This is a genomic window from Streptosporangium sp. NPDC002544, assembly GCF_040295965.1.
Lineage (GTDB): Bacteria > Actinomycetota > Actinomycetes > Streptosporangiales > Streptosporangiaceae > Streptosporangium.
In genome coordinates, this window is the sequence record NZ_JBEOWJ010000045.1 from 1 (window position 1) to 20,598 (window position 20,598).

The window sequence follows — 20,598 nt, forward strand, 5'->3', positions numbered from 1 at the left end:
ATCTGATCACGCATCGTCTGGCGCTTACCGAGGTCCTGGAGGCGATCGACATCGTCAGCAGGGGCGAGGCCATCAAGGTCACCATCGAACCCTGAAAGGAAGCCACAGATGCCGGAGAGGACAGTGGCCGTCGCCTCGCGCTCTGGCCTGCACGCGCGCCCCGCCAAGCTCTTCGTCGAGGCGGTGATCCGGCAGGGCATACCCGTGCGCATCCGGGTCGGCGGCGGCAAGCCGGCCCCCGCCAACGGCGTGCTCGCCGTGAGGTGGCCGTGACGCTGTCCGAGACGCTGCGCGGCCTCGGCATCAGCCCCGGCCGCGTGGCGGGCCGGGTGTACCGGAGGGTGGGTCCGCAGCTGCCGGACCCCGCTCCGGTCACGGACACGGCCACAGGGATCACCCTGGCGGCGCGGGGCTGGAGGAGGCCGTAAAGGAGCCGGCCGTACGGGCGGCGAAAGCGACCGATCCGGCGGCACGCGACGTCCTGGAGGCGCAGGCCGTGATCGTGGCCGACCCCGTGCCGCGTGAGTCGGTCGAGCAGCATGTCGGAGCGGCGATGGACGCCGCGCACGCCATCAACATCGCGTGCGCACACCATCGGCGGGCGCTCCTGTCCGCGGGCGGCTACTTCGCGGAACGCGCAAGCGACCTTGACGACATCGGGAACCGCGCCGTCGCGGTCGTTCTCGGTCTTCCGATGCCGGGCGTCCCTTCTCCGGGCCACCCCCTCATCCTGACGGCCGGGGATCTCGCGTCCGCCGACATCGTGTCAGCCCGTGGCGTCCCCGCCGGACGGAACGCCCTCGCCCGCCACTCCACAGCCCGGTGCCGGCACAACGCTCAACTCGCCCGGGCAGCCTGTGGCCCCGACAAAGCACGAAGGACGGTGCGGGAGTCCTGCTGAGCGGGGCCGGTGCTCGATTCCCGGACCGACTCGGGTGAGTGTCGCGCGGAGCCGGTTTTCGCATTCGGGTTTCGGGCCAGCCGAATCGAAGCATGCTCCCCGTGCCTGATCGATGCGGAGCGCGGCTACTCGTGAAGCGGGATGGTGACCATGTCGGGACGAATCTTCCATGGTGAGGCCAGGCTGGTGGGCCGGGAAGCGGAGTTGGGCACGCTGGTGTCCGGGCTGGACAAGGCCGCACAAGGGTCGGCACGCATGATCCTGATGCGGGGGCCCGAGGGGTCCGGCAAGACCGCCCTGCTGGACGCCTTGGCGCGGTACGCCCGGTGCGCCGGAGCGACGATCCTGCGCGGCTCCTGTTCGCCCGCCGGGGCCCGGCTGCCCTGGCACGCCGCGGAAAGCCTGTTCGGCGGGGCACCACTCCATGACGAGTACGCCACCGTGCCGCTGTCACACCGGTTGCTCCGGCGCGTCATAGCGGCGACCGCGTCAGGACCGGTGGTCATCATGCTCGACGACACGCAGTGGTGCGACGAGGAGTCGTTGGTATGGCTGGACTTCCTGATGAACCGCGGGTACTACCTTCCGCTGCTCGTCCTGCTCGCCCAGCGCCGTTCCGGCTCGCCGAACCGGCGACGGGCGATTCCCGGTGTCGCCGCGCGCGGGCACCGCACCATCGACCTCGGGCCGCTGTTCGAGGAGGACGCGGGAGAGATGGCCCGGTGGTGGTGGGAGGCCGTACCGGAGGAGCCGTTCGTCCGTGCGTGCAACAGCGTTTGCCGTGGCAATCCGTCGCTTCTCACGCGGCTGTTCGCACGCCTGAGCGAGGAGGGTGTGTCGCCTGATGCCCGGGGCGCGCTCCGGGCCGGTGAACTCGGCGCCGAACTCTTCGCCGGGCAGTTGCTCGCGACGCTCGATCGGCAGCCCGAGTACGTGCGCAAGGTCGTGGAGGCCCTCGCCGTGCTGGGGCAGGCCGACGCGGAACTGGTGGGCATGCTGTCCGGGGTCTCGGAGCCGCTGGTGGACGCCGTGATCGACATCCTGCGTGACGAGGAGATCATCGACACCGACCTGGCGGAGTTGAACGACGATCATGTACGCACCATGGTGCTGAGCGGCATGCCGGCCACCACGCTCGATCGGTGGCGGGAGCTGGCCGCCCGGCTGCTCAACGACGGCGGCCGACCGGCCGAGGAGATCAGTGCGCAGTTGGTGCTGCTGCCCGGGCTTCCCGAGCCCTGGATGCGGGATGTGCTCCGTGAGGCGGCGCGTCATGCCGAGCGGGACGGGTCACTGGGGGTGGCGGCGCGCTACCTGGGCCGTATGGTCGTGGCCGATCCCGCCGACATCGACGCGCAGGCCGACTTCGCGCGGCTGATCGGACATGACGATCCGTCGGGAGCGTACGCGATGCTCCGCGGCGGGATCGAGGGGACCGGTGACGTACGGGGGAGGGCGCGCCTCGCGGTCCAGCTGGCCAAGGTCGCGCCGCCCCTCGGCAAGGAGCCGGAGGCGGTCTCGATATTGAACGGCATCCTGGCGGAACTCGACGGCGTGGTCGCCGACGACCATGAGCTGCGGACGCTGGTCGAGTCGGCGCTGCTGCTGATCGGATGGAGCCGCCGGTCCACCGCCAGGGTGATCTCCGAGCGGGCGATGGCGATGCCGATACCGGAGGCGCACGCCGTGAGCGAGCGCGAGTTGCTCGCCGTGCGATCGATGATCTCCGCGATGTCCGGTGCCTCGTCCCAAACCTGCCTGGTGCCGGCCCGCCAGGCGCTGAGCGGTGCGGATGAAGCTCCCGGTAGCTGGGCATTCGGCGCCGCCGCGTACGTACTCTCGCTCGCTGACGAGGTTGAGGAAGCGGTTCAGGCCATGAACCGGGTGATCGCGCGCGGCGCGGAGCACGGGGACGCCTGGGGCCGGGCGATGGTCTTGTCCACGCGGTCGTGGATCCTGAGCGAGGCGGGCGACCTCGACGGGGCCCTGGTGGACGCGACAAGAGCCGTCGAGCTGGCGGACGAGTGGTCGTGGTCGAAAAGCGTCACGGAGCCACGGACGGTCCTGGCGGCGGTGCTCGCCCAGCGAGGCGACCTCGACCAGGCCGCTTTCGTGCTCGGCCAGATGACCTCGCCGGACTTGGAGGAGTCCCTCCTTGACCATCCACGGGTGCTGATGACGAGGTCGTACCTGGCGGAGTCGCGAGGTGACCACGAAGGCGCGCTGTCGTCACTGACCGCCTGTGGCGCGCTGCTTGCCAAGTCCGGTATCAGGAATCCGATATTCGCGCCGTGGTGGCTGGACGCGGCCTGTCTGCTCGCCGACCTGGGCCGCCGGAACGAGGCGGAGGAGCTCGTCGAGCACGGTGAGCGACTCGCCGCGGCCTGGGGGAGCGCATCCGCTCGGGGATTCGCTCTGCTGGCGAGGGGGGCGATCACTGAAGGGAGCGACGGGGTGGAGATGCTCACCGAGACGGCGGAGACGCTGGCGAGCACCCAGGCGCGCTGGTATCTGGTTCGGGCCGAAAGCCTGCTCGGCGAGGCGCTGCTGCGGATGGACGATCGCGAGGGTGCCCGTGGGCATTTCCGCCGGGCCGTGTATCTGTCGGTGCGGTGCGGGTTTCGCGCGCTGGCCGTGAAGGCGCGCGACCGGCTTGTCGCCGCGGGCGGCTGGATGTACCAGGGGGCCGACGGGGTCAAGGATGTGCTGACCGTGGGAGAGCGACGCGTCGCGGAACTCGCGGCGACCGGTGCCACCAACCGAGAGATCGCCCACACCCTGCGCATCGCGGTGCGCACTGTCGAGATCCATCTGACCAGCATCTTCCGCAAGCTGGACGTGAGTGGCCGAACGGACCTGGGGTGGGCACTGGACGCGCTCGGCAAAGCGGGCCGGATCACGCCGGCCGGGTGACATCGCAGGCCGGGCCGGCTCGATCGACGTACGATCAGGAACTGACCGGCGATGCCGTCGCGCACGGCCCGCCGGTGCATGAAGCGTTCCTACTCGTCATGAGATTCGCTGAACACTGCGCAAATGCCTAGGAATCGACGGAGACAATCAGCAGACCTTCGCGGTGGCAACGACCGCGCGACAAAGCCGCGGGGGTCGGGGATGGCGGTGAGCTCGGAAACATGCTCACCTCCTACCATCGCGCGATCTCGATATCGGTCTCGATCTGATATCGGACGATCTTTCGAGAGCAGGTGACCCCCGCGATGTCCCGCAAGAGGCGACAACGGCGAGACGCCGACGGACCGAAGTACCACCCTCTCGCCTTCGGCGGCTGGGGTGACTACAAGACCTGGGCCGAGCACCAGTTCCTGCCCAAGCCCATTGAGGACAGCGCGGACGATGACGCACGGGATGTCGACGCCACCGACGTCGACGCCACGCAGGAAGAGACACGCGGTGATCCACCGGAGCCGCGGTTCGACGGCGACGGTCACCACGGCGACGGTCACCACGGCGCCGGGATCTTTCCGGATACGGGCCCCGTGCCGGATGCGGGCCCCGCGCCGGCAACGGACCAGGGCCTGCCGGGGCCGTATCTCGTGCAGCACCCGCAGGACTCGCTGCCGGTCAAGGCGCGGCCGTACGTTCTCACCGGGGGGCGTACCCGCGGTAACGAGCTGCTGCGCATCGACTCGCTGATCTCGGTGACGCCCGAGGGCGCCTGGAGAGCCGACGATCCCGCGCTGCCCCAGGAATATCGCTGGCTCTTCGGCATGTGTCAGGAGCCCATGGCCGTGATCGAGATCGCGGGTCGCCTCAGGTTGCCGATCGGGGTGGTCCTCGTTCTGATCAGCGACGCGATCGGCTGGAACCTGCTCAGGGCGCACCCTGTCGCAGAGGTCGACGGTCAGCCGTCGGTTGAGTTGATCATGCGTGTGCACGAAGGGCTGCGCCGGCTGCGCTGACGCGAGGCCTTCCCGGGCCGATCGGGTGTCGCGGCGCACGCGCGGAGGGGGGCGCGGGCGCCGGCCGTTCCGGGACGGGCAGCCAGAACTAGGGTTTTCTCGACACCGCTCCTGGTTCACTTGCGGCTCGGACAACGGGCGATTCGCAGGGGTGAGTGATGACATTTCCCACATTGGCCGTGGTGGACCGAGCCGAGCCGAATCTTGACCACCGTGACCCGATGGTTCGGATGTCACGGCTGCTGGATCCCGACTCACTTGAGATCATCCACCGGCGTGCGGGCGTGGGGGTGGTGGTCGCCTACGGGCGGGTCAACGGTGCGAGAGTGGTGGTCTACTGCACCGACGCCACGCTGAAGGGCGGCGCGATCGGGGTCGACGAGTGCCCGCTGATCGTCAATGCCATTGATCTCGCGATACACGAACGCTGTCCGGTGATCGGCGTGTGGCACTCCGGTGGCGCGAAGCTCAACGAAGGCGTGTCGGCGATGCACGGGATCGGGGAGATGTTCGCCGCGATGGTCCGTGCCTCGGGTGAGATCCCGCAACTGTCCGTTGTGCTCGGCCCCGCGGCGGGCGGCGCGGCCTACGGGCCGGCGCTGACCGACATCGTGATCATGTCTGATGCCGCCCGCGTCTTCGTCACCGGTCCGGACGTCGTCCGGTCGGTCACCGGAGAGCAGATCGACATGGAGAGCCTGGGCGGGCCGGACGCGCACGGCCGGAAGTCCGGAGTGGCCCACATCTGCACGGAATCCGAGGAGGCGGCCTTCGCCCGCGCCCGCCAGATCGTCACGCTGCTGGCGAAGCCGGGATTCGTCGACGTGGATTCGGTGCGCGGGGAAAAGCCGCTGCGCCACCTGCTCCCCGACTCGCCCCGGCGCGCTTACGATGTGCGCCCGCTGGTCAAGGCGATTCTGGACGAGGAGAACGGGGAGTCAGGATTCGTCGAGTTGCAGCCCAGGTGGGCGCCGAACATGGTGACCGGGTTCGGCAGGCTCGCCGGACGGACGGTAGGGGTGATCGCGAACAACCCGCTGCGCAAGGGCGGTTGCCTCGACTCGCTGTCTTCGGATAAGACATCCAGGTTCGTCCGGATGTGCGACTCGTTCGGCGTGCCCCTGCTCGTGCTGGTCGACGTCCCCGGTTACCTGCCCGGCGTCGGGCAGGAGTGGGAGGGCGTGGTCCGCCGAGGCGCGAAGCTGCTGCACGCGTTCGCCGAGGCCAGCGTTCCGCGGATCACGCTGGTCACGCGCAAGTCCTACGGTGGCGCCTACATCGCGATGAACTCCCGGTCTCTCGGCGCCACCGCCGTATTCGCGTGGCCGGAGGCCGAGGTGGCGATCATGGGGGCGAAGGCGGCGGTGGAGATCCTGCACCGCAAGAAGCTCGCCGCCGCGGCACAGGGCGAGCGCGAGGAAGTGCTGTCCCGCCTGGCCGCGGAGCACGAAAGGATCGCGGGGGGCGTGGCCAGGGCGGTGAGCATCGGCGTCGTCGACGAGGTGATCGACCCGGCGTGGACCCGGCTACGGCTCGGCGAGGCGCTGGCCGCCGCTCCGGCACGCCGAGGCCGCCACACCAACATCCCGTTGTGAGCAGGCCGTCGGCACCCTCTCGTGATGACCGGCGCGAAGTGCCTCGATGATCCGGTCTCGCACCTGCTTTCCGAGTGAAGCCGCAGCATCGGGTGGTAGCTGAGCAGCCGGTTGTGAGCGGCCGTTCAACGGATCATCAGCTTCATGTCGCATCCGTCGGCACGACGACAGAAGCGGTCAGAGGAAGGATCGCAGATAAATAAAGGCAATCACAGGCAAACCAACGCCAAACGCTTGCAAACAAACATGGAGATGACTAGGGTCTGCTCAATAGGCGATTGGGGTGCTTGAGCTCAGGCGCATGCATCGTCGATTTGAGGTGCGAATGCCCAGCGGAACTGGACACAGAGTCGGAACCGGGGCCACGACCGGGCCGGTCGGGCTGAGGGGCGCGATCCTTCTGCCCGCCCGTGGCGCCGATGCGGTCGTGGCCGAGCTCTCCAACCTTGGTGGCGGCGTCGATCGCCGGCGGCCTTCGGCCCGTTCCCGTGTCACGGCGGACTCCGGCGGGGGTTCCGAAGCGGTCTCGTCGACCACGGGCGAGCCGGTGTCGAGCACCTGGTGGCCGACCCCCAGGTGGTCGGTGAGCGTCCCGGAGCCGGGCGCCCGCTGGAGAGACGCCGCACCGGAGTTCCTGGCCGAGCGGGAGGGGCAGGTACGCCGGCTGGGCAGGCAGGTGACCGAGCTTCAGTTCGGCCGGTCGAGCATGGTGACCGTGCTCGGAGAGCCGGGTACGGGAAGGAGCGCCCTGCTCAGGGCGACTGTCGCACGTGCCCGGGAGGCCGGATTACTGGCCGTCCTCGCCCGCTGCTCGCCCGCTGAGGCCGATCTCCGCTACGGCGTCGTCTCACAGATCACCTCCGGGCTGGCCGGCACCGGATATCTGGCCTTCGCGCGGCGGTTGTGGGTGGAAGACCAGCCGGCCGAGACCTTGATCCCGGCGCTGTGCGGGGAGTTCGTGGCGCTCGCCCGAAAGCATCCGCTGCTGATCGCCCTGGACGACGCCCAGTGGGCGGACGAGGAATCGAAGGCATGGCTGGCGGCCATGACACATCGGCTGCGAGGCGTTCCGATACTCCTGGTTCAGGCCAGGGCTCTCGGCGAAGGCGAAGGCGGCGCCACCGGATCGGCCACCGAGCCCGGACCGGTGCCCCACAGCGTGATCCATGTGCCGCCGCTGAGGGAGCGCGGGGTCCGGCAAGTGATCGTCTCCCGGTACGCCGGGCCCGTCGACGGAGCGTTCGTGACCGCCGCCACCGAGGCCACGGGGGGCAGCCCGGCGGCCCTGCTCGCCGTACTCGACCATTTCGCGCACGCCTCCCTGCCGCCTGTCGCGCGGTACGTCCCGGTCTTGCTGGAGCGGGCCGCCGAGGTGAGCGGCGACCGGGTGGCGGAGTCCCTGTCCCGCCTGCCCGCGGACGCCCTCGCGCTGCTCCGGGTGATGGCGGTTTGCGAGAACGGCCTCGGTTTCGACCTGCTCACGTCCCTGGCGTCGCCGAAGACGATGTTTCCCGAGCAGGCGCTGTCCGTCCTCGTACGACTGGGGCTGGTGACCGGCGGGGAGGATCCGCGGCCGGTCAGCCCGCTCATCGCCGAGATGGCGCTGGCCGGGATGGACGTCGGGGAGCGGCAGGCGCTGGCGACGCGCTCCGTCGAGCTCGGGTACCGGGCGGTGATTCCGGAGGACCGGCTGGCCCGGTTGCTGCTCAATGCCCGGCCGGTCGGCGCCGAATGGGTGGTGGACCTATTGCGCCGGGTGGCCCGGCGGCGACGTCTCCATGATGATCACGAGGGTGCCGCCGCCCTGCTCGGCCGCGCGCTGCGGGAGCCGGTGGGAGACGAGCAGCGGCAGCGGCTGCTCATCGAGCTCGCGATGACGGAGGTGGGCCACAGCCCGGCGACGAGTGACCGGCGATTACAGCAGGTGCTGCTGAACAGCGGGCCCGAGGTGCCGGTCGCGGTGCTCGTACGGGCGGCCGATCTGCTCAACTCCAGGGGCGACGCGTCCGCCGCGTATCGCGCCGTCGCGACGGCTTACGCGCGGCGAGAGGGGGACGCAGCGGACGTGGGGTCGCTGGCGGCCATCGGCTGGCTGGCGCAGAACGACTGCACGAGCGACCCGGTGCTGCCCGTGCCGTCGTTCCCGGACCCGCCCGACCGGTCGGGAGATCCGGTGCAGGCGGGTATCGCGGCCTGGATGCTGGCTGTCCGCGGTGAGCGCATGTCCCGGGCTCGGGAACTGGCCAGGACGGCCTTCCAGCTCAAAGGGGAGGACCAGCCGTTCGGTCCGAGGATTTACGCCGCCAAGACGCTGTTCTTCGCCGACGAGGTGGCCGAGGCGGTGATCGGGCTGGACGAGGTCCTGGCCGACGCCCGACGCTGTGGCGCACGGGCACCGGCCGCGCTGGCGCTGATCCAGCGCAGCCGATGCGAAATGCGGCGGGGCAACCTCGGGCAGGCGATGGGTGACTTCGAGGCGGCACGGGCGGAGCTGCCGCTCACCTCGTGGCACCCGCGAGTGGTTCCCTACTTCGTCGCGATGGAGGCGCGCCTGCACCTCGCCGGCCAGTCCGTGGAAAAGGCGGAGCAGGTGCTGGCTCAGGAGTTGCCCTCAGGGGCGGATCAGGGCGCGGCCTGGGGGACGCTGCTGTACGCGCGTGCCAAGGTGCGCATGGAGCTGGCCGATCCGGAGGCCGCGCTGCGCGACATCAACGAGTGCGGACGTCTCGTGCTGGCCAGAGGGTGGACGAATCCCGCGGTGCTGTCCTGGCGATCGGTGGCCGTCGCGGCGCACAGCGCGTGCGGGAACACCGAGGCGGCCAGGCAACTGGCGATGGAGACGGTGGAGCGAGCGCGGGACTGGGGTGCCCCCAGCACGCTGGGGTTGGCGCATCTGGGCGCGTCGCGTGTGCTGAGCGGTGCCGAGGCCATGAGCGAACTCGAACGCGCCGTTCGGATCCTGCGGGACTCGGTGTCGCGCGACTCCTACGCGAGGGCGTCAGCCGAGCTGATCATGGCGTCGGGGGAGCATCCCGGGGCACTGAGCCTGTTGGAGGAGGCCACGAGGAAGATCCCCATGCCTTCCGGTGAACTCACCGAGAAGGCCGTCGAGGAACGAGCGCCGACGCCGAACGAGACGAGGCACCTGCTGACCGCCCAGGAGGAACGAATCGCCGGGCTGGCCGCCGCGGGCCGCTCGAACGCCTACATCGCGAGCATCCTGTCGGTGAGCGTCCGAACCGTGGAGTTGCGGCTGACCGGGATCTACCGCAAGCTCGCCGTCACCAGCCGTAACGAGCTCGCCCCACTCCTGGCCCCGGCACCGCGGAACATGGGGGACTGATCCCATGCTGCTGGAACGCGGAAAAGAGTTGGCTCGGGCGGAGCAGGCGGTTCGCGCGGCCGAGGCGGGCGACGGATCCATGATGGCGGTCATAGGTTCGCCCGGCGTCGGCAAGTCGGTCCTGCTGCGCTCCCTCGCCGACGCGGCCGCCCCGCACGCGCGGGTCCTGCGCGCCAGCGGCACGCTACTCGAACAGGACTTCACGTTCGGCATCGCCCAGCAGTTGCTGGAGCCGCTCGTGGCCGAAGTGCCGGAGGCCCGCTGGGCGGCCTGCTTCCGGGGTGCGGCGAGCGTGGTGCGGGGGATGTTCCTCGGCGGGGCGTGGTCCATCGGCCCGCAGCGGTCGCTCGGACAAGAGGCGATCCTGCAGGGGCTGAACTCGCTGATCGTCAATCTGAGCAAGGACAAAACCCTGCTGATCGTGGTCGACGACCTCCAGTGGGTGGACGCGCCGTCCCTGCGCTGGCTGGCCTACCTCGCCAAGCGTCTGGACGGCGCGCGAGTTCTGGTCGCCGGAGCCTTCTCGGAGGAATGCGAGGCCTCCGACCACACGCTGCTCAGGGAGATCGCCGCCTCGGCGGCTCGCACGCTGTATCCGATGCCGCTGTCAACGGAGGGCGTGCGCCAGTTGATCAGCGAGCAGTTCGGCGAGGTCTGCGATCCCGACTTCGCCCGGGCCTGCCACGAGGTGTCCGGCGGGAACCCCGCTTCACTGGTCGCGGCGCTTCGCGGACTGCGCACGGCCGGCTTCCAGCCCGTATCGCCGCAGGCCGGTGAGGTTCGCGCCGCGAGCCAGCCGTTCCTGCGCGACCGGCGCATGTTCTGCCTCGGCATCCAGCCCGCGATCGTCCAGGACCTCGCACGGGCGATGGTCGTGCTCGGAGACCTGGCGGAGCCAGAGCTCATCAGCGAGCTCGCCGGCCTGGACAGCATCGACTACAAGTCCGCGATACAGACCCTGGACCGCCTCGGCCTGCTCGCCGACGGAGAGTCCCCGCAGTTCGTCCACCAGAGCGTGCGGTACGGCATCGAATCGGCGATGAGCGTCAACACGCGAGCGCTGATGCACCGCCGGGCGGCGGCGCTGCTGCACAATGCCGGACACCCCGCCGAGCACGTCGCCGACCAGCTCCTGCTGGTCACCTCCGGGTACGAGCCGTGGGAGATCGACACCCTGCGCGCGGCCGCCGGCACCGCGCTCGAACGCGGTTCCGCGAGGGAGGCGGTCCGCTACCTCCGGCACGCGCTGCTGCACTGCCCGCCCGACAGTGAGGCTCGGGGTCGGCGCCTGGTCGACCTGGCCGCCGCCGAGCGGGGGGTCGACCTCGCGTCCTCGGTCACTCACATCGCGCAGGCCGTGCCGATGCTCACCTCGGCGACGGAACGCGCGGCGGCGGCACTGTGGATCCCGCCCGCGCTCGGCGCGGTCAACCCGTCGTTGGGCGCGCTCGTCCAGGACGTGGCGTGCCGGCTCCACGACCTTGGACCGGCGTACGCCCGGGGGGATCTCGGCCTGCGGCTGGAAGCCCGTACCCGCTATCTCCACCTTCAGGACGCCGCGCATCTCGGCACGATGGCCGACCGGTTGCGGGGGTTCGGCGCGGACGCGCCGGTCTCCACCGGCGCCGGGCGCGAGCTGCTGGCCGTGCTCGCGTACGCGGCGGCTGTGACCGGCGGTGTCACGGCCGGTGAGATCTCCTCGCTGGCCACCCGGATTCTGGAGCGAGAGCCGCCGCGCGCCGGGCACGCCTACACCGCCCTCCCGCTGCTGGTTCCGGCCCTTGTCCTCGCCGACGCGGCGGCACCGGTGGCCCAGTGGCTGGACGCGGTGCGGGACCAGGCTCAGCGCCAGGCACTCGATGGAGTCATCGCGCTGGTCAACGCGGGGCGGAGCGCGATCCTGCGCGCGTCCGGGCATCCGGCCCAGGCCAAGAGCGCCGCGTTGAGCGTGGTCGACAACGCCGACCCGGCCTGGCCGGAGGCGACGACGCTGTCCATCTGGACGCTCGCCATGGTCGCGCTCGAGACGTGGGACGTCGAGCTGGGCGAGCGAGTGATCCGTACGAGTCCGGAGAGCGGCGACCTCCGCGTGGTCGTGGCGCATCGCATGGTGCGGGGGATGCTGGACGCGGTGCGCGGCGATCTGCCTGCCGCGCTGGACAGGTTCCTCGACAGTGGCAAGCAGTTGTCGCGCTGCGGATGGACGAACACGGCGCTGTACCCCTGGCGTGTGTGGGCCGCGGCGATGAACCACCGGCTCGGGCGCGCGCAGGCGGCGGCCGAGCTGGCCGACGAGGAGCACGCCTTCGCGCGGGCATGGGGCGCACCCGCGGCATACGGTCGCGCGCTGCGGCTGCGTGGCACGATCACCCCGGGTGGGGAGGGCGTCGATCTCCTCCGGCAGGCCGTTGACACGCTTCGTTGTTCGGAGGATCGGATCGAGCTGTCCCGGACGCTCACGATTCTCGGCAGAAGGCTTGCCGAAACAGGTTCCGGCGACGCGGAGTATTTCATCTCCGAGGGCAGGCGGGTCGCCCAGGAACGCGGCGTTTCATGGGCCGAGGGCGACGAGGACTCGGAATCGAACGGCCCGGCGCTGCGGCTGGCCGCGCCGGAACGCGGTGAACTGACCAAGGCCGAGGAGACGGTCGTCGCCTTCGTGCTGCAGGGCTGGACGAACCAGCAGATCGCCGATTCCCTTGGCATAACCCGCCGCGCCGTCGAAAAAAGTCTGACGAGCACCTATCGCAGGCTCGGGGTGAACGGCCGGGCGGCGCTCGTCGAAGAGTTGAGCGCGCGGAACGCGGGCGAATAGGCCGCGCAAAGGCCATGCGGCTATATTTTATTTGACGGTGCGTCCATAAGGGAGCCGCCCGGTGACGACGGGCGTCGCCGTTCGCCGGCCCGGCGCGACCTGTATCGCGATTCATCGTTTTTGGACGACCCGCCACGGTGCCGTCTGTCAACGTGGAACCGTGCGTCTCGATTCAGGGAACGCTCTCGGAGCGGGGCGCGAACCGCCTTATGAAGCACGCGGAGTTCGGTACCGAACGCGACCGGGGGGCCGCACCGCAAGCTCCGAACCAACCGCCTTGCGTACCACAGTCTTTCACGGACTGTAGTGGGCTTGTGTTGACTCGCTTTCCGTTTGGTTAATATCATACTAATAAGTGGATTCAGCCGTTACTTCGAAGTTACCGGAGCATCGCCTGGTCTACCGGAGGAGAGGGATGGTCATCAGATGAGCATTGATGCCGGAGCCGCCCTGGTCGATGAGGAAGAAGAGTTTTTCCTGGTCGGTCAACCCACTGACAGCATAGATCAATACCGTTCGTTTTTCGACCAGTCAGGGATTTGCGTGGCGAATCTCGACCACGCGACCAGAGTAATCGAGGCGAATCTCGAATTTACTCGGCAGTTCGGACGTTCCCTGGCGGACATTCGTGGGCGGGCGTTCTGCGAGCTGCTGCACCCGAGCGTCCGCGACAAGATGGGACAGCAGTTCGCCCGTCTGACGGATCACCAGCGCGCCCGCTTCGAAGAGCGCATGATCGCCGTACGGCCGGACCACACCGTGCTCGGCGGTGAGCTGACCGGGATCGCGCTTCACGACGAGGCCGGCTACGTCGAGAGCATCATGGTGCTGGTGCGGTCCGATCGGGAGCAGCGCGACGACCTGCTGACCGGGCGAAAGAGGCTGCTGAGCAGCATGGAAGCGCGCGTCATCGAAGGGGTGGCGGCGGGAGTGTCGACCGTGCAGCTCGCGTCGATGCTGTACCTCAGCCGCGGCGGTGTGGAATACCACGTGACGACGCTGCTGCGAAAGCTGAAGGCCAGCAACCGCCCGGCCCTGGTCTCCAAGGCATACTCCATGGGCATCTTCCGGCTCGGCTCCTGGCCGCCCCGGGTCCTGCCTGAATTCGTGAAATAAGTCCATTTAATGGGCCGGCGGTCGCGCGGTGATCTGACTGACCGCGTAGTTGAGCGACCGGAAACCAGTGGAAATACCAGTGTTCGGAGCGACCGGCGGCGCCGGTGTGGAGGGTCATTGATCCGATGGCCTGACTCGATTGCTCCGTGATATTCATCTTATTCTGGTATAGCGATTCCGATGCGGCCTGGACCGGATGGTCCCGGCCGGTTTCGACGGAAAGTCGCCGCCGATCCCGATCACGTTCTCCAAAGGACCGCCATCGTAAGGGAGGTGTCATCGTGACCAGTGCAAAAATTGTGCTCGCCGGTGGGCCGGAGCGCTTGTTCACTCGCGATCACGTTCGACGGACGGACAATCCGAACGAGAAGGTGAAGATTCTTCTCGGCTCGGGGTATGAGCACTTCGTGCACAACGGTGAGTTTCTGGTGATCGAGGGGGAGAATCTCCCGGTATTCCAGTGGTCCGAACGCACAAAAATAGCCGAGTAAATGTAGTCGGCCGGTTCCCGAAACGAGCGGGATCCTATGTGTCGTGTCGCCGGAGATTCAATTCTCGGCTAAGCCGTGGGCGAATCCTGGGTGGTCGCGACGGGTGGTTCTCCTGGCAGGGCTCCTCATTTCGAGGAGCGTGGTTCTCGTGAGGTGTGGTCATGGTAACGGGTAAGGTCATCAGCTTCGACGAATTCCGCGGGTTCGGTTTCATCGCCCCGGACCCGGGCGGCGAAGACGTTTTCATGCATGTCAACGACCTTGATGGCGACAAGCGTCTCATCTCGGTCGACACGCGGGTCGAATTCCTGGTCGAGAACGGTGGCAAGGGTCTGAAGGCGTCCCGGGTCCGCGTGCTCGACCGGCCCGGCGGGCTGAATTTCCCGCTGTCCTCCATACCGAGGCCCACGCCGACACCCGCGTCGATCGTGACGGCGTCACGGGAACCGGCCACCTCCACACCCGATCGTCAGGGCAACGACGCCGGCTTTTGCGACGTGCTGTCCGTCAAGGACTTGACGCGGGAGATCACAGAAGCCGTGCTCGCGGCTGTGCCGACGATGACGGCGGAGCAGATCCTGAGCGTCCGCAAATGCCTCGTCGAACTCGCTCAGACGCACGGCTGGGTCGATGAGTAGCGTTCGCGGGCTGTCGGCCCTGGGCCGACTCGATTCCCACCGTGGGCGCACCGTCAGCGCCTTCGCGGTCGCGATGGTGTCCGATCGGATTACTCGTCCGCGGTGCTGAAAGGAAAGTGCATGTCCAGGCGCGCGCTGATCACCGGTATCACCGGCCAAGACGGTTCCTATCTGGCTGAGCATCTGCTGTCCCTGGGATACCAGGTCTGGGGACTGATCAGAGGTCAGGCCAATCCCCGAAAGTCCCGCATCAGTCGCCTTGTCAGCGACCTGTCGTTCGTCAACGGTGACCTGCTGGACCAGGGGAGCCTGGTCACGGCGGTGGACAAGGTGCAGCCCGACGAGGTGTACAACCTCGCCGCCATCTCCTTCGTCCCGATGTCCTGGCAGCAGGCCGAGCTGACCGCCGAGGTCAACGGGATGGGCGTGCTCCGGACGCTGGAGGCGATCCGCCTGGTGTGCGGGCTGGACAAGTCCCGCACCGACAGCAGTGGTCAGATCCGCTTCTACCAGGCATCGTCCTCGGAGATGTTCGGCAAGGTCGTGGAAAGTCCGCAACACGAGACGACGATCTTCCACCCGCGCAGCCCCTATGGGGTGGCGAAGACATATGGCCATTTCATCACCCGGAACTACCGTGAGTCGTTCAACATGTACGGCGTCTCCGGCATTCTGTTCAACCACGAGTCGCCGCGCCGGGGCGCGGAATTCGTGACGCGAAAGATCTCCCTCGGTGTCGCCCAGATCAAACTCGGCCTGCAGGACAAGTTGTATCTCGGTAATCTCGACGCGGTCCGCGACTGGGGGTTCGCCGGCGATTATGTCCGCGCGATGCATCTCATGCTGCAGCGGGACGAGCCCACCGACTATGTCGTGGGCACCGGCTGCATGCACTCGGTGCATGACGCCGTACGGATGGCCTTCGAGTACGTCGGACTGAATTGGCGGGACCACGTCGTCATCGACCCGGGGCTTGTGCGTCCCGCCGAGGTGGAGACCCTCTGCGCCGATCCAAGTCGCGCCAGAGCCGAACTCGGCTGGGAGCCGACCGTCGGCTTCGAGCAACTCATGCACATGATGGTGGAGTCCGATCTCCAGAACGCCTCGCGCGAGCGGGAATTCGGAGACCTCATCCTCGCATCGAGCTGGTGAGCTCACCGGAGTTCTCATGCGTCCTGTCCTTACGACCGTCCCTGTGCCAGGGCGTATCAGGAGAAGCGATCCGTGAAGCACAGGGACGGGCAAACTCCAACCGTTATGTGAGGCTCAGGGATGAGTGAAGTGGAAGGTGCTCGTCTGGGAGTCGTGGGTGCCGGGGTGATGGGCACGGGGATCGCCGTCGTGGCGATCGGCCACGGTATCCCGGTCGTGCTCGTCGACGTGTCGGAGGACAAGCTCGCCGACGCCCGGCGCCGCATCGACCTCCAGCTCCGGCACGCACGGCTCATGGGCGCGGTGCCGGCAGAGCGTCCGGCGGCCGGTCTGACGACGACCATGGAGCTTGAGGCCATCGCCGACACCACCGCGGTCATCGAGGCGGTCATCGAGGGCACCGAGATCAAGGCGAAAGTGCTGGGCGAGGTGTCGAGCCTGGTCAAGACCGGCACACCGTTGGTCTCCAACACCTCGGGCATCCCGATAGGGGAGCTGGGGAGATTCACCGACCGCCCGCATGAGCTGGTCGGCATCCATTTCATGAACCCGGCCTACCTGATCACGATGGTGGAGGTGATCAGGGGCGACCAGACGAGCGATGAGACCATGACCGCGGTCACCGAGCTGCTGGCGCGGATGGGGCGCCGCGGGATCGTCGTTCGGGACGCCCCGGGGTTCGTCACGAGCAGGCTCCTTCACCCCATGATCAACGAGGCGGCGCGGATCGTCGCGGCCGGCGTGGCCACCGCCGAGTCGGTCGACGACCTGATGCGAGGCTGCCTCGGGCATCCCACCGGACCCCTGCGCACGGCCGACCTGATCGGACTGGACAACCTGGCCGACGCGCTGCGAATGCTGTGGGAGCGCACTGGCGACGCGAGCTTCCAGCCCTGTGAGCTGCTGCTGGAGAAGGTGGCCGCAGGACACCTCGGACGCAAGTCAGGTAAAGGCTTCTACGACTACGAGAAGGTGCTCTCGTGAACACGAAATCAGAAGAGACGGTTCAGCCGACCCCCGACACCGTCCAGCAGCGGATCCACGAGTTCCTCGAGGAACGGATCAAGACGGACGTCGCCGTCGACAGGGATCTGTTCGCCTCCGGGCTCGTCAACTCGATGTTCGCCATGGAACTGGTCGTCTACCTGGAGCAGGCGTACGGCATCGCCATCATCGGGGAGGACCTGAAACTCGACAACTTCCGCACTGTCGAGCGGATGACGTCCCTCGTCCTGCGGCTGCTTGACACACCGGTGGCGGACCATGCCTGAGTGGCGCGCCGACGCGTGCGAAGAGGTCACGCACCTGGTCGGAGACCAGGCCGCGGCATGGGACCTTGCCGGTGTCCTCCCCGTGGAGATGCTCCGGACCCTTGGCAAGCAGAGCCTGCTGTGCGCCGAGGTGCCGGTCGAATACGGCGGCATCGGCGCGGGCAGCTCGGACAACGGCGCTTTCACCGCACACGTGGGCAGCCTGTGCAGTTCCCTGCGCAGCGTGATGACGTCACAGGGAATGGCGGCGTGGACGATCCAACGGCTTGGTGACGCCCGCCAGCGGCGGGAGTACCTCCCCAGGCTGACCGGCGGCGAGCTGGCCGCCGTCGCCTTCAGTGAACGTGACGCCGGCAGCGATGTGACGGCGATGGCCACCACAATACGTGCCGACGGCGACACGGTGGTGGTCGACGGGCAGAAGGCGTGGACCACCGTGGCCCGCTACGCCGATTCGATCGTCGTCTTCGGACGGTACGGGGACGGCGGCGCCGCCGTCGTCGTGCCCGCCGACGCTCCGGGAGTCACCATCCGGCCGGTGCCCAACCCGAGTGGCTGCCGGGCCGCCGGGCACGCCGACGTCAGCCTCGACGCCGTCCGGCTGCCCGCGAGCGCCGTGCTCGGCGGCGGCGGACAGCAACTCCAGCTACTGGTCACCACGGCTCTGGCCTACGGCCGGATATCGGTGGCCTGGGGCTGCGTCGGGATTCTGCGGGCCTGCCTTTCCGCGGCAGGCTCGCACGCGAGGACCCGTCGGCAGTTCGGCCGGCCGCTGGCGGAGCACCAACTCGTGGCCCGGTACCTCGCCGAGCTCATGGCGGCCGAGCAGGCGGCGACACGGGTCTGCGAGCACGCGAGCCGTTGCTGGGACGCGGGGTCGCCGGAGATGGTGATCGCCACGGTCCTGGCCAAGTACGTCGGCTCGACCGAGGCCGCACGCGGTGCGGCGGCGGCCGTACAGGTGCTGGCGTCGGCGGGGGCGCAGGACGGCCACGTGGTGGCGCGGGCCTACCGGGACGCGAAGCTCATGGAACTCATCGAGGGCAGCACTGAGATCTGCCAGCTCATTCTCGCCCAGCACGCCGTCGCGCAGTCGCGCTGACCGAGACGAGGAGAACAGGTGCTCGACAAGACCGCGATGGTGAAGTGTCTGGTGTGGGATCTGGACAACACGCTATGGCAGGGGACCCTGCTGGAGGATGACGAGGTCCGCCTGCCGGAGTCCGTACGTGAACTCATCCAGGTGCTCGACTCCCGGGGTATCCTGCAGGCTGTCGCGAGCAAGAACGATCATGACCATGCCTGGGCGAAGCTTGAGGAGCTGGGCATCGCGGAGTACTTCGTGCTGCCGCACATCAGCTGGTCGCCCAAGTCCGGCTCGATCCGGCTCATCGCGGAGGAGCTGCGGTTCGCCCACGGCGCGATGGCGTTCGTGGACGACCAGGCCGCGGAGCGGGCCGAGGTGGCATTCCATCTTCCCGACGTACGGTGCTACTCCGCCGATCAGGTCGCCGAGCTGGCCGGGCTGCCGGAGTTCAGCCCGGAGACGGTGACCGAGGACGCCCGGCGTCGGCGGGAGATGTACCAGGCCGGTTTCCGGCGGCAGGCCGCGAAGTCCGGCTTCACCGGTCCGGATGAGAAGTTCATCCGCTCACTCGACCTGGTGATGCGCATCGAGCACGCGACCGTGGAGCACCTCGCCCGCGTCGAGGAGCTGACCCTGCGCACCAGCCAGATGAACGCCACCGGCGTGCATTACTCACAGGAGACGCTGGTCCGGCTGCTCGACGACCCCCGGCACCGCGTCCTGGTCACCTCGTTGAGCGACCGTTTCGGGCCGCACGGCGCGGTCGGAGTCGTTCTGCTGGAGCTGGGCACGCATGCGTGGCACCTGAAGCTGCTCGCCACGTCGTGCCGGGTCGTGTCCTTCGGCGCGGGCTCGGTGATCCTGCGCTGGCTGGTCGACCAGGCCGCGCTCGCCGGCGCGCACCTGGTGGCCGACTTCCGCCGGACCGACCGCAACCGGATGATGGAGATCGCCTACCGGTTCAGCGGGTTCACCGGCGAGACCTGCCCGTGCCTCGGGAGGCTGCCCGCCCCCGGCGTCAGCGGCCTGCAACGGCTCCACCTCGTCCCGACGCCGCAGGACCCGCCCACCACGATGGACCTCATCGCGCCGGACCTCGGCTCTTCGCCCGAGATCCGGCTTTCCGATGTCCTCAGTCCTTCGCCCGTCGCCTAACAGGGCGGTTCCGCAGGGCCCTTCTTGCGTACCAGCGTGATGCCGTCCGCCATCGGCAGCAGTGAGATGTCCACCCGGCGGTCCTCCAGGAGGAGGGCGTTGAACCTGCGGATGGCGTCGGTGTCCGCGTCCTGTGCCGCCGGGTCGGTGACCTTGCCGAAGAACAGGGTGTTGTCCACCACGATGAGCCCGTTGTCCTTGAGCAGCGCGAGGCCGGCCTCGTAGTACTTCGGATAGTTCGGTTTGTCGGCGTCGATGAACACGAAGTCGACCGACCCCGGCCCCTCGTCGAGCAGCAGCGCGGCAAGGGTGTCCGACGCGTCGCCGATCCGCAGGTCGATCCGGTCGAGCACGCCGGCCCGGTGCCAGTGGGGCATTCCGAACCGGGGCCACCGCTCGGTGATGTCGCAGGTGATGACGCGGCCTCCGGGAGCGACCGCACGGGCCAGGCAGAGCGTGCTGTAGCCGGTGAAGGTACCGACCTCCAGCACGGTCCGCGCGCAGGTGAGGCGGGCCAGCAGTGCCAGCAGTTGCCCCTCCTCGGCCGTGACCTGCATCGCCCTGCCCGCGGGCAGGGCCGCGGTCTCCTCCCGCAGGGAACGCAGGATCTCGTCCTCCCGCGACGACATCTTGTGAACGTAGTCTGACAACTCTGATGTGATGTGAAGCTGACCGGCCATTGCGCGAGCGTAAGGTCCCGCGCGCTGGTCATTTCCCCAGAGTCACGGGCCGTGCGGTCTCCGCGCACGCCGGGACGCGCCGTAGAGCCGTCACCAAGAAGGTGACCGGCCGGGAGGGTGGCGCCGCGGCCGCAGTTACTAATGATTTTCAGGGAGCGCCGGGCCAAGACTGGGCCGATGTGGATGGAGCTTGTGAACTCGACGCGACGGTGTGAGTCCGGACGGCGCGGCGTGCGGTGCCTGCGAAGGTGCCGAACCCCCTGACTCCTCGCCCCCGCCCGTACCTTCCCGCGAGGCGCGGGTCCGTGCGCCTCGCCGGTGACCGCCTGCGAGGCGCACACGGTGGCGCTGTGATCGCCGAACTCGATTGCGAAGCATTCGAGGCCCGACGAGTTGATGAGTTCGTGCCGGTCGTCGAAAAGGGTTGAGCTGAT

At 68.5% G+C, this 20,598-nt stretch carries 16 protein-coding genes; 15 read left to right on the plus strand and 1 reads right to left on the minus strand.

From position 1 onward, the window contains the following. The first annotated feature begins 108 nt into the window (after positions 1–108). From ABT061_RS42765 to ABT061_RS42835, 15 genes are all read left to right on the plus strand, one after another. Positions 109–273, plus strand: coding sequence for an HPr family phosphocarrier protein (locus tag ABT061_RS42765; RefSeq protein ID WP_350929107.1), 165 nt, complete (start codon positions 109–111; stop codon positions 271–273). Between the two features lie 139 nt (positions 274–412). After that, positions 413–901 carry a phosphoenolpyruvate-utilizing N-terminal domain-containing protein gene (locus ABT061_RS42770; RefSeq protein ID WP_350929149.1) on the plus strand — a complete coding sequence of 163 codons (489 nt, stop codon included), beginning with the start codon at positions 413–415 and terminating at the stop codon, positions 899–901. Between the two features lie 150 nt (positions 902–1,051). After that, positions 1,052–3,814, plus strand: a complete 2,763-nt coding sequence (locus ABT061_RS42775; RefSeq protein WP_350929109.1) for an AAA family ATPase — start codon at positions 1,052–1,054, stop codon at positions 3,812–3,814. A 305-nt stretch (positions 3,815–4,119) separates the two neighbouring features. Next, entirely contained in the window at positions 4,120–4,821 is a 702-nt protein-coding gene (locus tag ABT061_RS42780) for a DUF742 domain-containing protein (protein ID WP_350929111.1), read from the plus strand. A gap of 221 nt (positions 4,822–5,042) precedes the next feature. Next, entirely contained in the window at positions 5,043–6,416 is a 1,374-nt protein-coding gene (locus tag ABT061_RS42785) for an acyl-CoA carboxylase subunit beta (RefSeq protein WP_502991606.1), read from the plus strand. 583 nt (positions 6,417–6,999) lie between these two features. After that, positions 7,000–9,759, plus strand: a complete 2,760-nt coding sequence (locus tag ABT061_RS42790; RefSeq protein WP_350929115.1) for an AAA family ATPase — start codon at positions 7,000–7,002, stop codon at positions 9,757–9,759. Between the two features lie 4 nt (positions 9,760–9,763). Then, entirely contained in the window at positions 9,764–12,574 is a 2,811-nt protein-coding gene (locus ABT061_RS42795; protein WP_350929117.1) for an ATP-binding protein, read from the plus strand. A 426-nt stretch (positions 12,575–13,000) separates the two neighbouring features. Further along, positions 13,001–13,690, plus strand: coding sequence for a helix-turn-helix transcriptional regulator (locus ABT061_RS42800; RefSeq protein WP_350929119.1), 690 nt, complete (start codon positions 13,001–13,003; stop codon positions 13,688–13,690). A 281-nt stretch (positions 13,691–13,971) separates the two neighbouring features. Beyond that, the gene (locus ABT061_RS42805; RefSeq protein ID WP_350929121.1) at positions 13,972–14,181 is read left to right on the plus strand and encodes a DUF5988 family protein; all 210 of its coding nucleotides are present in this window, start codon (positions 13,972–13,974) and stop codon (positions 14,179–14,181) included. A gap of 161 nt (positions 14,182–14,342) precedes the next feature. Beyond that, positions 14,343–14,819, plus strand: coding sequence for a cold-shock protein (locus ABT061_RS42810; protein ID WP_350929123.1), 477 nt, complete (start codon positions 14,343–14,345; stop codon positions 14,817–14,819). Positions 14,820–14,939: 120 nt separating this feature from the next. Next, positions 14,940–15,971, plus strand: coding sequence for a GDP-mannose 4,6-dehydratase (locus ABT061_RS42815; protein ID WP_350929125.1), 1,032 nt, complete (start codon positions 14,940–14,942; stop codon positions 15,969–15,971). A 120-nt stretch (positions 15,972–16,091) separates the two neighbouring features. Then, complete coding sequence (locus ABT061_RS42820) at positions 16,092–16,955, plus strand: 3-hydroxyacyl-CoA dehydrogenase family protein (protein WP_350929127.1); 864 nt, start codon at positions 16,092–16,094, stop codon at positions 16,953–16,955. Then, positions 16,952–17,242 carry an acyl carrier protein gene (locus tag ABT061_RS42825; RefSeq protein WP_350929129.1) on the plus strand — a complete coding sequence of 97 codons (291 nt, stop codon included), beginning with the start codon at positions 16,952–16,954 and terminating at the stop codon, positions 17,240–17,242. Before ABT061_RS42820 ends, ABT061_RS42825 begins: the two co-directional genes overlap by 4 nt. Next, positions 17,235–18,344 (plus strand): acyl-CoA dehydrogenase family protein, encoded by a 1,110-nt coding sequence (locus ABT061_RS42830; protein ID WP_350929131.1) that lies wholly within the window; start codon positions 17,235–17,237, stop codon positions 18,342–18,344. The genes ABT061_RS42825 and ABT061_RS42830 overlap by 8 nt, the downstream gene beginning before the upstream one ends. An 18-nt stretch (positions 18,345–18,362) precedes the next feature. Continuing rightward, on the plus strand, positions 18,363–19,484 hold the full coding sequence (locus ABT061_RS42835; protein WP_350929133.1) for an HAD-IIIC family phosphatase: 1,122 nt from the start codon (positions 18,363–18,365) through the stop codon (positions 19,482–19,484). On the opposite strand, the gene ABT061_RS42840 is transcribed toward ABT061_RS42835, so the two are convergent. Continuing rightward, positions 19,481–20,113, minus strand: a complete 633-nt coding sequence (locus tag ABT061_RS42840; protein ID WP_350929135.1) for an O-methyltransferase — start codon at positions 20,111–20,113, stop codon at positions 19,481–19,483. The genes ABT061_RS42835 and ABT061_RS42840 overlap by 4 nt on opposite strands. Between the last annotated feature and the right edge of the window lie 485 nt (positions 20,114–20,598).

Coding starts and splice junctions, on each gene's coding strand:
- ABT061_RS42765 (WP_350929107.1), top strand. CDS start 109: ATGCCGGAGAGGACAGTGGCCGTCGCCTCGCGCTCTGGCCTGCACGCG.
- ABT061_RS42775 (WP_350929109.1), top strand. CDS start 1,052: ATGTCGGGACGAATCTTCCATGGTGAGGCCAGGCTGGTGGGCCGGGAA.
- ABT061_RS42780 (WP_350929111.1), top strand. CDS start 4,120: ATGTCCCGCAAGAGGCGACAACGGCGAGACGCCGACGGACCGAAGTAC.
- ABT061_RS42785 (WP_502991606.1), top strand. CDS start 5,043: ATGGTTCGGATGTCACGGCTGCTGGATCCCGACTCACTTGAGATCATC.
- ABT061_RS42795 (WP_350929117.1), top strand. CDS start 9,764: ATGCTGCTGGAACGCGGAAAAGAGTTGGCTCGGGCGGAGCAGGCGGTT.
- ABT061_RS42800 (WP_350929119.1), top strand. CDS start 13,001: ATGAGCATTGATGCCGGAGCCGCCCTGGTCGATGAGGAAGAAGAGTTT.
- ABT061_RS42810 (WP_350929123.1), top strand. CDS start 14,343: ATGGTAACGGGTAAGGTCATCAGCTTCGACGAATTCCGCGGGTTCGGT.
- ABT061_RS42815 (WP_350929125.1), top strand. CDS start 14,940: ATGTCCAGGCGCGCGCTGATCACCGGTATCACCGGCCAAGACGGTTCC.
- ABT061_RS42820 (WP_350929127.1), top strand. CDS start 16,092: ATGAGTGAAGTGGAAGGTGCTCGTCTGGGAGTCGTGGGTGCCGGGGTG.
- ABT061_RS42830 (WP_350929131.1), top strand. CDS start 17,235: ATGCCTGAGTGGCGCGCCGACGCGTGCGAAGAGGTCACGCACCTGGTC.
- ABT061_RS42840 (WP_350929135.1), bottom strand. CDS start 20,113: ATGTCGTCGCGGGAGGACGAGATCCTGCGTTCCCTGCGGGAGGAGACC.